The sequence below is a fragment of the Duganella phyllosphaerae genome (assembly GCF_001758785.1).
Classification (GTDB): Bacteria; Pseudomonadota; Gammaproteobacteria; order Burkholderiales; family Burkholderiaceae_D; genus Rugamonas; species Rugamonas phyllosphaerae.
Window position 1 is genome coordinate 1 of sequence record NZ_LROM01000042.1, and the last position, 8,558, is coordinate 8,558.

Genomic DNA, 8,558 nt, shown 5'->3' on the forward strand with positions numbered 1-8,558 from the left:
TGCACGCCCTCTTCCGTGATCTTGCGCATGGCGCCCAGCGAAAACACCTGGAAGCCACCCGAGTCGGTCAGGATCGGCTTGTCCCAGCCCATGAAGTCGTGCAGGCCGCCAAACTTGGCCATCACGTCGTTACCGGGACGCAGCCACAGGTGGAAGGTGTTACCGAGAATGATCTGGGCGTCGATTTCCTTCAGTTCCAGCGGCGACATGGCCTTGACCGAACCGTAGGTACCGACCGGCATGAAGATCGGGGTCTGCACCACACCGTGGTTGAGTTTGACTTCGCCACGGCGGGCGTGGGTGAGACCGCTGGTATCGGTCTTGTGTAGCTTGAATTCCAACATTGTGTAGTCCTTGATTAAGCGCGTGCTTGCGTCGTCAGCAGCATGGCGTCGCCATAGCTGAAGAAGCGGTATTCATTGGCGATCGCGTGCGCGTACGCAGCGCGGATCTCGTCATAGCCGGCAAAGGCCGACACCAGCATCAGCAGGGTCGACTTGGGCAGGTGGAAATTGGTGATCAGGCGCGTGACGGTCTTGAACCGGTAGCCGGGCGTGATGAACAGCGCGGTGTCAGCGCTGCCCGCTTCCAGCTGGCCGCTTTGCGAGGCCGATTCCAGCGCGCGCAGGCTGGTCGTGCCCACCGCCACCACGTCGCGGCCGGCCGCGCGGGTGGCGCGCACCGCGTCCACCGTCTCCTGCGGCATGGTGTACCACTCGGTGTGCATCTGGTGCTCGGACAGCACCTCGTTGCGCACCGGCTGGAAGGTGCCGGCGCCCACGTGCAGCGTGATGAAGGCGAAGTTCACGCCTTTCGCCTTCAAAATGTCGAGCAGCGCCTGGTCGAAGTGCAGGCCGGCCGTCGGCGCGGCCACCGCGCCGGGCACTTTGTTGAACACCGTCTGGTAGCGGGTTTCGTCGAACGAATCGGCATCGTGCTCGATGTACGGCGGCAGCGGCAGGCGGCCGTGCGCTTCGATCAGGTCGAACACGTCGGCATCGAAGTGCAAGGTAAAGAATTCGCCGGCGCGCTCGCCCACGGTGACATCGAAAGCGTCGGCCAGGCGCATCTTCGTGCCGGCCAGGGGGGAGCGCGAAGCGCGAACCTGCGCCAGCACGGTGCGGTTGTCGAGCACGCGCTCGACCAGCGCTTCGACCTTGCCGCCGCTTTCCTTGGTGCCGAAAAAGCGCGCCTTGAGCACGCGCGTGTCGTTCATCACCAAGAGGTCGCCGGCCTGCAGCAGGCCCACGATGTCGGCGAACTGGCGGTCGACGATCTGCGCGCCGTCCAGGTGCAGCAGGCGCGAGGCGCTGCGATCGGGGAGCGGAAACTGCGCGATGCGCTCCTGCGGCAAGTTAAAATCGAAATCGGAAAGCGAATACATGGCGAACTTGTGAAAACGGTTGAAGAATCGGGTGTGCTTCTATAGAGCGCTAGCCTTACAATACCGGCGTTGCTGCTTCGGGTTTGTTACGGCCAACCCTCTATTTTACGCTAGTGTTCGAAAAATGCTCCAATATGCCCGTCACGCCATCTAAACCCGCCAAGAAGACCGTCAGCCCGCAGGTGAAGCTGGCCAAGCTCGGCCTGCATACCGACATGGACCTGGTGCTGCACCTGCCCATGCGCTACGAGGACGAGACCCAGGTCATCACCATCGAGGAGGCGCGCCTGCACGGCGGCGACACCTCGCAGGTCGAGGGCGTGGTGGTCAAGAACGAGATCACCTTCAAGCCGCGCCGCCAGCTGCTGGTGCACATCTCGGACGGCACCGGCGAGCTGCAACTGCGCTTCATGAATTTTTACGGCAGCCAGGTCAAGCAGCTGGCCGAAGGCACGCGGGTGCGTGCGCGCGGAGAACTCAAGCACGGCTTCTTCGGCGCCGAGATGGTGCACCCGGCCTACAAGATCGTCAACGAAGGCGCGCCGCTGCCTACATCGCTGACGCCGGTGTATCCGTCCGGCGAAGGCCTGTCGCAACCGATTTTGCGCCGCGCCATCGGCGACGCCATGAAGCGCGTCGATTGGACCGACACCCTGCCCGCCGACCTGCGCGCGGCGATGCAGCTTTCCGACTTCGAACCGGCGGTGAAACTGCTGCACTATCCGCCGCAGCAGGTCGATGAACACGCGCTGGCCGACCGCTCGCACCCGGCGTGGACGCGGGTAAAGTTCGACGAACTGCTGGCGCAGCAGCTGTCGTTGAAGCGCGCGCAGCATGCGCGGCGCTCGAAAGGCGCGGCGGTGTTGAAGGTGGAAGGACAGTTGTCAGCGCAGTTCCAGGCCGCGCTGCCGTTCCAGCTGACCGGCGCGCAGCAGCGCGTCTTGGCCGAAATCCGTGCCGACCTGCGCCAGCCCTACCCGATGCAACGTCTGCTGCAAGGAGACGTGGGCAGCGGCAAGACCGTGGTGTCGGCACTGGCGGCGGCCCAGGCCATCGACAGCGGCTTCCAGGCCGCGCTGATGGCGCCCACCGAGATCCTGGCCGAGCAGCACTTCCGCAAGATCGCCGCGTGGATGGAGCCGCTGGGCGTGAAGGTGGCCTGGCTGACCGGGAGTTTGAAGAAGAAGGACAAGCAGGCAGCGTACGACATGATCGAATCGGGCGAAGCGCGACTCGTCGTCGGTACCCATGCGCTGATCCAGGAGGCAGTGGTGTTTGCCAACCTGGGGCTGGTGATCGTCGATGAACAGCACCGCTTCGGCGTGGGCCAGCGCCTGACCTTGCGCAACAAGGGCAACGAGGGCGCGATTCCGCACCAGCTGATGATGTCGGCCACGCCGATCCCGCGCACGCTGGCCATGACCTATTACGCCGACCTCGAAGTGTCGGTCATCGACGAACTGCCGCCGGGCCGCACGCCGATCGTCACCCGCACCATCGACCAGAACCGCCGCGACGAAGTGATCGAGCGCGTGCATGCGGCCGCGCAGGAGGGCCGGCAGGTGTACTGGGTATGCCCGCTGATCGAGGAGTCCGAAGCGCTGCAGCTGCAAACGGCCACCGACACCCATGCCCTGCTGGCCGAAGCCCTGCCCGACCTGAACGTCGGCCTGGTGCACGGACGCCTGAAGCCGGCGGAGAAGCAGGCCATCATGGATGCCTTCACGGCCAACGAGATGCAGGTGCTGGTGGCCACCACCGTGATCGAGGTGGGCGTGGACGTACCGAATGCGTCGCTGATGGTGATCGAGCACGCGGAGCGTTTCGGCCTGTCGCAGTTGCACCAGTTGCGCGGCCGCGTAGGCCGCGGTTCGGCAGCCAGCGTGTGCCTGCTGCTATACCAGAGCCCGCTTGGTGGGATCGCCAAGCAGCGTTTGATGACGATGCGCGAAACCACCGACGGCTTCGAGATCGCCCGGCGCGACCTGGAGATACGCGGACCGGGCGAATTCCTCGGCGCGCGCCAGTCGGGCCAGGCGATGCTGCGCTTTGCCGACCTGGAGACCGACGGCTGGCTGGTGGACCAGGCCCGCGACGTGGCGCACGACCTGCTGCACGCCGGTACGCCGGAAAAGGCCGCGACGGTGGAGGCGCATCTGTCACGCTGGCTCGGTGGACGCGAGGAGTTCCTCAAGGTTTAACTGGTACCGCTCGCAGCCGCCCAGTCATTCCCGCGCAGGCGGGAATCCATAACCCCGTCGAGCCGGGTTGGCTTTAACCGCGCTGACGCGAAGCACACGCTCCATGGATCCCCGCGTGCGCGAGGATGACGAATCGAGGGCCAACGCTGCTAGAAACACATGTAGGCCCGATTCGCCAGATCCACCACGAACCCCGGCTGCAAGTACGCCAAGAACACCAGCGCCAGCACCGCAGCAATCAAGCCGCGCCACAGCCAGCTCCTCAGCCGGCCCCTCATCACGCCGCCTGCAAGCCGCCGCGCACCAGCGGCCGCTCGTTGATCGGCAAGTTGACCAGCCCGGCCAGCACGCCGAGCGCGATCGAAATTCCCCACACCACGTCGTAGCTGCCCAGCAGCGTGTACAGATAACCGCCGAGCCACACGCCGAGGAAGCTGCCTACCTGGTGCGAGAAAAACACCATCCCCGCCAGCATCGACAGGTGCTTGACGCCGAAAATGCCGGCAACGATGCCGTTGGTAAGCGGCACAGTGGACAGCCACAGCACGCCCATGGCGGCCGCGAACAGGTACACCGTCATCGGTGACAACGGCAACAGCACGAAGGCGCCGATCACCAGCGCCCGCGCAAAATAAATCCCGGAGAGCAGGTAGCGCTTGGGCAGGCGGCCACCGAGTTTGCCGGCATGGTAGGAGCCGATGATGTTGAACAGGCCGATCAGCGCCAGCGCCATCACCGCCACGCTCGGGTCGATTACGCCCTGGTCCTTCAGGTACGCGGGCAAGTGCACGCCGATAAACACCAGCTGGAAGCCGCACACGAAATAGCCGGCCACCAGCAGCAGGAACGAGCGGTTGCGCGCTGCCTCGCCGAATGCTTCGGCGATGCTCTGGCGCGGGCCGTCATCGTGCACTGCGGCCGGTTCGCGCAGGAAGAACGCCATCGGCACCATCAGCGCCACCACCACTGTCGCCAGCACGAAGAACGCGTGCTGCCAGCCGACGGCGGAAATAAGCTGCTGTTCGATCGGCATCAGCACGAACTGGCCGAACGAACTGGCCGCGCCCGAGATGCCGAACGCCCACGAGCGTTTATCGACCGGCGCGGTGCGGCCGATGATGCCGCTCACGGCCCCAAAGGCGGTACACGCCAGCCCCAGGCCGATGAACACGCCGGAGCCCACCACGAACAGGGTGGGTTCGGTGACCAGCGCCATCCACACCAGGCCGGCCATGTACGACAACGCGCCCACCAGCACCACGCGCATGGTGCCGAAGCGGTCGGCGGCCATGCCGGCGAACGGGCCGAACACGCCCCACAGCAGGTTTTGCAGCGCCATCGCCAGCGAATAGGTTTCGCGGGTCCAGCCGTTGGCTTGCGAGATCGGCTGCATCCAGAAGCCGAAGCCGTGGCGCACGCCCATGACCAGCGTTAGTACGACGCCGGTGGCAAGCAGCACGGTTTTGAGGGAGGGCGCGCGGGTAGCTAAGAACATGGATGCATCCTGATTATCGAAACGACATCGGGCGATTGTAACGGCTACCGGCCGCCCGCGCTCCGGAGCTTATTGGTCGGCCGGATAGCGCAGGCCGATCTGTTCACGGATCGCGTCGAGCGTGCCCATGAGGTTGAGCGTTTCGGCGTGCGGCATGACCGGGCTTTCGATCAGGCCGGCGCGCAGGCAGCGCCCCACTTCCTGCGCCTCGTGGGTGTAGCCGTTGCCGCTGCGCGGCACATTGACCGTGCGCTCGGCGCGGCTGGCGCCATCGACCACGGTCACGCTGAACGCCTCGGTATTGTGGAAGCGGTCGGACAGGCGCACGAAGCCCTTGGTGCCGGAAATCGTCAGCTCGGTCGGGGTGCGCGAGCGCAGGCTGCACACGCACGACGACAGGCCGCCGCCTTCGTGCGTCAGGGTAAACGCGGTCTGCATGTCCACGCCGGTGTCGGTCATCTGCGCCTGCGCCTTGACGCCGGTGACGCCGCCGAGGAAGAAAGAGGCGATCGACAGCGGGTAGATGCCCAGGTCGAGCAGCGCGCCGCCGCCCAGCGCGGGATTGAACAGGCGGTGCTCGGGGCCGGCGTCGGACGTAAAGCCGAAATCGGCGGTGATGTTGGCCGGGGTGCCGATCTCGCCGCTGTCGACGATGCGCTTGGCCTCCACCACGGCCGGCATGAAGCGGGTCCACATGGCCTCCATCACGAACAGCTGTTTGGCCTGCGCCAGCTGGATGATGTCTTCGGCCTCGCGGCGGTTCATGGTGAACGATTTTTCCACCAGCACGCCCTTGCCAGCGTTCAGGCACATCAGCGCGTTTTCGTGGTGCATCGGGTGCGGGGTGGCGATATAGACCACGTCCACTGCGGGATCGTCGGCCAGGGCCTGGTAGCTGCCGTGGAAGCGCTGTGCACCGTACTCGGCGCCGAATTTGGTAGCGCTATCTACACTGCGCGAAGCAACGGCGGCGAGGTGGGCGCCAGGGGTGTCCTGCAAAGCGGTGGCGAAGGCCTTGGCGATTTTTCCCGTGCCCAGTATGCCCCAGCGGATGTCCTGCGTCATGGCGTGCTCTTTCTGCCGCATCGGCGGCGATGGTAATCGATATCGGAATGACATTGTACTGCGGAGCGCGGCTGCGCGGTCACGCCGGTAAAAACCGGTTGCTGTCGTTATTGATTGATTAACATGCGGTCCTGCCCTAGAATCGCCGGCCCGACCTTGATCGTTCTCCTCATGCTGAAAACCTTGCTGCTCCTGCTGGCCAGCGCCAGCGCCCCTGTCGTCCAAGCCGTCGAGCCAGAGTGGCTGCCGTTCCACTGGGGGATGGGCAGCGTTGCCGGCGGCCCGCCCGAACGGCTGGGGCTGCTGCTGCCGGTCACCGTCAACGGCGTGGCCTGCACCGTGCAGCTCGACACCGGCGCCAACGGCGAGTGGAACTGGCGCCGTGGCGGCCCGGCAGCGACCGATATGCGCGCCGAGATCGCGGTGGCAGGCCAGCGCCGCGCGATTCCCGCCAGCGCGGCCAATCTTGTCCAACTCCAGCAGCCCGACTGCGGCGGCGCGCCGATCGCCATCGTCGGCAACGCCCTGTTCGACATGGGGTCGCTGACGCTGGACTTGGGCAAGAGCCGCTACGCCTGGACACCCGCCGCCCTGCTGGCCGGCGCGCGCAACGCCGAACCGCTGCTGTATCTGAGCTGGGCCGAAGGCGGTGGTCATGTCATGGTGGAGGTCACGCGCGCCGGCGCCGCAGGTCTCAGTTACGCGCTGCTCGACACGGGTGCGGCGCGCTTTGGCGTGGTCGCCACCACCGCAGCAGAATGGCGCGCGCTGACCGGCAGCGCTGCGCTGCCGGTGCCCGACCAGACCAGCATGCGCTTTCCCGGTCCCAACGGCGAAGACGTGGTCTGCACGGAGATAGCGCTGGCGGGCGGCCTGGAAGTGGGCGGCAAGCGCCTGGCACCGCGCGCGGCCTATTGTTCGGGCCACAGTTTCAAGGCGCCGGTGCAGCTGGCAGGCACCGTGGGCATGGCCGCGCTGGGCAACCGCACCGTGGTGCTCGATTACCTGTCACGGCGCTGGATGCTCAGCGACTGAGGGTAGCCGAGAGTGACCGGGCGAACCGCGCTGGACCTTGCGGTGGCGTTAAGGTCAGCCCTGACCGGCTGCCAGGCTGCTAGGCCGGTTGGCGCTTGGGGCGAAAAACAGCCTGGTCGTTGTAGAACGCCTCATCCTGGTCGGGCCACCAGCCCGGCACCCCGAGCGCCTGCATCGGCGTGAAACCTGCGGTGGTGATGACCTCAGCTTCCAGCTGGTGCGCCACGGTGGCGTCGATCCAGGCGCGGCGTTCGGCGTGGTTCCAGGTAAAAAATTCGTCGCCAGCGACCACCACGCGCGTGTGGGCGGTGATCGCCTTGCGCGGGGCCACCAGCTTTTCCATCAGCGCGTGGCCGAACAGCCAGACCTGGGCGTCGGGACCGAAGCTGGCGCGCCGCTCGAGAAAGGCTTCGCGCCAGCGGTGTTCGCGCAGCGCGGCCGTCAACCCATGGCCGGCAGCGCAGTCGCGCACCACCAGCAGCGCCGCGTTCTCGTCGAAGATGGTGGCGCCGTCGCGCGCGGGGCCGCGCGATTTGCCGACGCCGTCGCGGGCGATCTGTGCTGCCTGCAGTGCGTTCAGCTGCACCTTGATGCGCGGGAAGCTCAGCCACACCAGGCCATTGAAAAAATCGTGCAGGTTGTCGCGCGTGGGCACGCCGCCGGTGGCGCCGATAAACTCCTCGTACGCGGTACCGTCGGGCAGCGACTCCTGCGGCACGAATGACAGCGGCAGCCCGGCGTGGTTGTGCAGGCCCAGTGCTGCTGCCTGCGCGGTAAAGCTGTCGCGAAAGTGCTGATCGCTGTCCAGTCGGCCGGCTGCATCACGAATCGCGTCGTACCAGGGCCGCGACCAGTCGATCACCGACAACAACGACTGCACTGTTTACACCATTTTCCAGTTGATGGTTTCGCCGGCGTTGAGCGGCACTACTTGCTGATCAGCCATCGGCAGCAGCTCGGGCAGCGTCCATTGTTCGCGCTGCAGGGTGATGGTGCCGCTATTGCGCGGCAGGTCGTAGAAGTCCGGGCCGTTGAAGCTGGCGAAGGCCTCCAACTTGTCGAGCGCGCCGGCGCGCGCGAACGCTTCGGTGTAGAGCTCCATCGCGTGCAGCGCGGTGTAGCAGCCGGCGCAGCCGCAGGCGGCTTCCTTGGCGCCCTGCGCGTGCGGCGCCGAGTCGGTACCGAGGAAGAAGCGCTCGTCGCCGCTGGTGGCAGCCGTGACCAGCGCCAGGCGGTGTTCTTCGCGCTTGAGCACCGGCAGGCAGTAATAGTGAGGACGGATGCCGCCCTTGAAAATCTCGTTGCGGTTGTAGAGCAGGTGGTGGGCGGTGATGGTGGCCGCGATCGGACCTTCCGCCTCGGCCACGTACTGCGCCGC

General features: G+C 66.0%; 8 protein-coding genes. 2 read left to right on the forward strand and 6 right to left on the reverse strand.

The genetic code is table 11. The features are described 5' to 3' along the window. Both DUPY_RS02845 and queA read right to left on the reverse strand, forming a co-directional pair. Positions 1-344, reverse strand: a 344-nt coding sequence (locus tag DUPY_RS02845; protein ID WP_141749399.1) for a tRNA-ribosyltransferase family protein, incomplete at its 3' end; no start/stop codon positions are given. 14 nt (positions 345-358) lie between these two features. Then, a complete protein-coding gene (gene queA, locus DUPY_RS02850; RefSeq protein ID WP_070246204.1) occupies positions 359-1,384 on the reverse strand; it encodes a tRNA preQ1(34) S-adenosylmethionine ribosyltransferase-isomerase QueA in 1,026 nt (341 codons plus the stop codon). Positions 1,385-1,518: 134 nt separating this feature from the next. Between queA and recG the strand changes: the two genes are divergently transcribed. Continuing rightward, positions 1,519-3,585, forward strand: a complete 2,067-nt coding sequence (gene recG, locus DUPY_RS02855) for an ATP-dependent DNA helicase RecG (protein ID WP_070246205.1) — start codon at positions 1,519-1,521, stop codon at positions 3,583-3,585. Between the two features lie 277 nt (positions 3,586-3,862). Here the strand turns inward: recG and DUPY_RS02860 are convergent, their stop codons facing one another. Beyond that, positions 3,863-5,080 (reverse strand): MFS transporter, encoded by a 1,218-nt coding sequence (locus DUPY_RS02860; protein ID WP_070246207.1) that lies wholly within the window; start codon positions 5,078-5,080, stop codon positions 3,863-3,865. Positions 5,081-5,149: 69 nt separating this feature from the next. Continuing rightward, a complete protein-coding gene (locus DUPY_RS02865) occupies positions 5,150-6,145 on the reverse strand; it encodes a Gfo/Idh/MocA family protein (RefSeq protein WP_070246211.1) in 996 nt (331 codons plus the stop codon). Positions 6,146-6,301: 156 nt separating this feature from the next. On the opposite strand from DUPY_RS02865, the gene DUPY_RS02870 reads away from it, so the two are divergent. Beyond that, entirely contained in the window at positions 6,302-7,180 is an 879-nt protein-coding gene (locus tag DUPY_RS02870) for a hypothetical protein (protein WP_141749400.1), read from the forward strand. Between the two features lie 79 nt (positions 7,181-7,259). On the opposite strand, the gene DUPY_RS02875 is transcribed toward DUPY_RS02870, so the two are convergent. After that, entirely contained in the window at positions 7,260-8,051 is a 792-nt protein-coding gene (locus DUPY_RS02875) for a DUF3025 domain-containing protein (RefSeq protein WP_070246213.1), read from the reverse strand. Between the two features lie 12 nt (positions 8,052-8,063). Next, on the reverse strand, positions 8,064-8,558 hold a 495-nt coding region (locus DUPY_RS02880; RefSeq protein ID WP_084640515.1), incomplete at its 5' end, for a dihydroorotase.

What these genes read in the sequence shown, in the direction of transcription:
- queA (WP_070246204.1), bottom strand. Translation starts at nt 1,384, where the DNA reads ATGTATTCGCTTTCCGATTTCGATTTTAACTTGCCGCAGGAGCGCATC.
- DUPY_RS02865 (WP_070246211.1), bottom strand. Translation starts at nt 6,145, where the DNA reads ATGACGCAGGACATCCGCTGGGGCATACTGGGCACGGGAAAAATCGCC.
- recG (WP_070246205.1), top strand. Translation starts at nt 1,519, where the DNA reads ATGCCCGTCACGCCATCTAAACCCGCCAAGAAGACCGTCAGCCCGCAG.
- DUPY_RS02860 (WP_070246207.1), bottom strand. Translation starts at nt 5,080, where the DNA reads ATGTTCTTAGCTACCCGCGCGCCCTCCCTCAAAACCGTGCTGCTTGCC.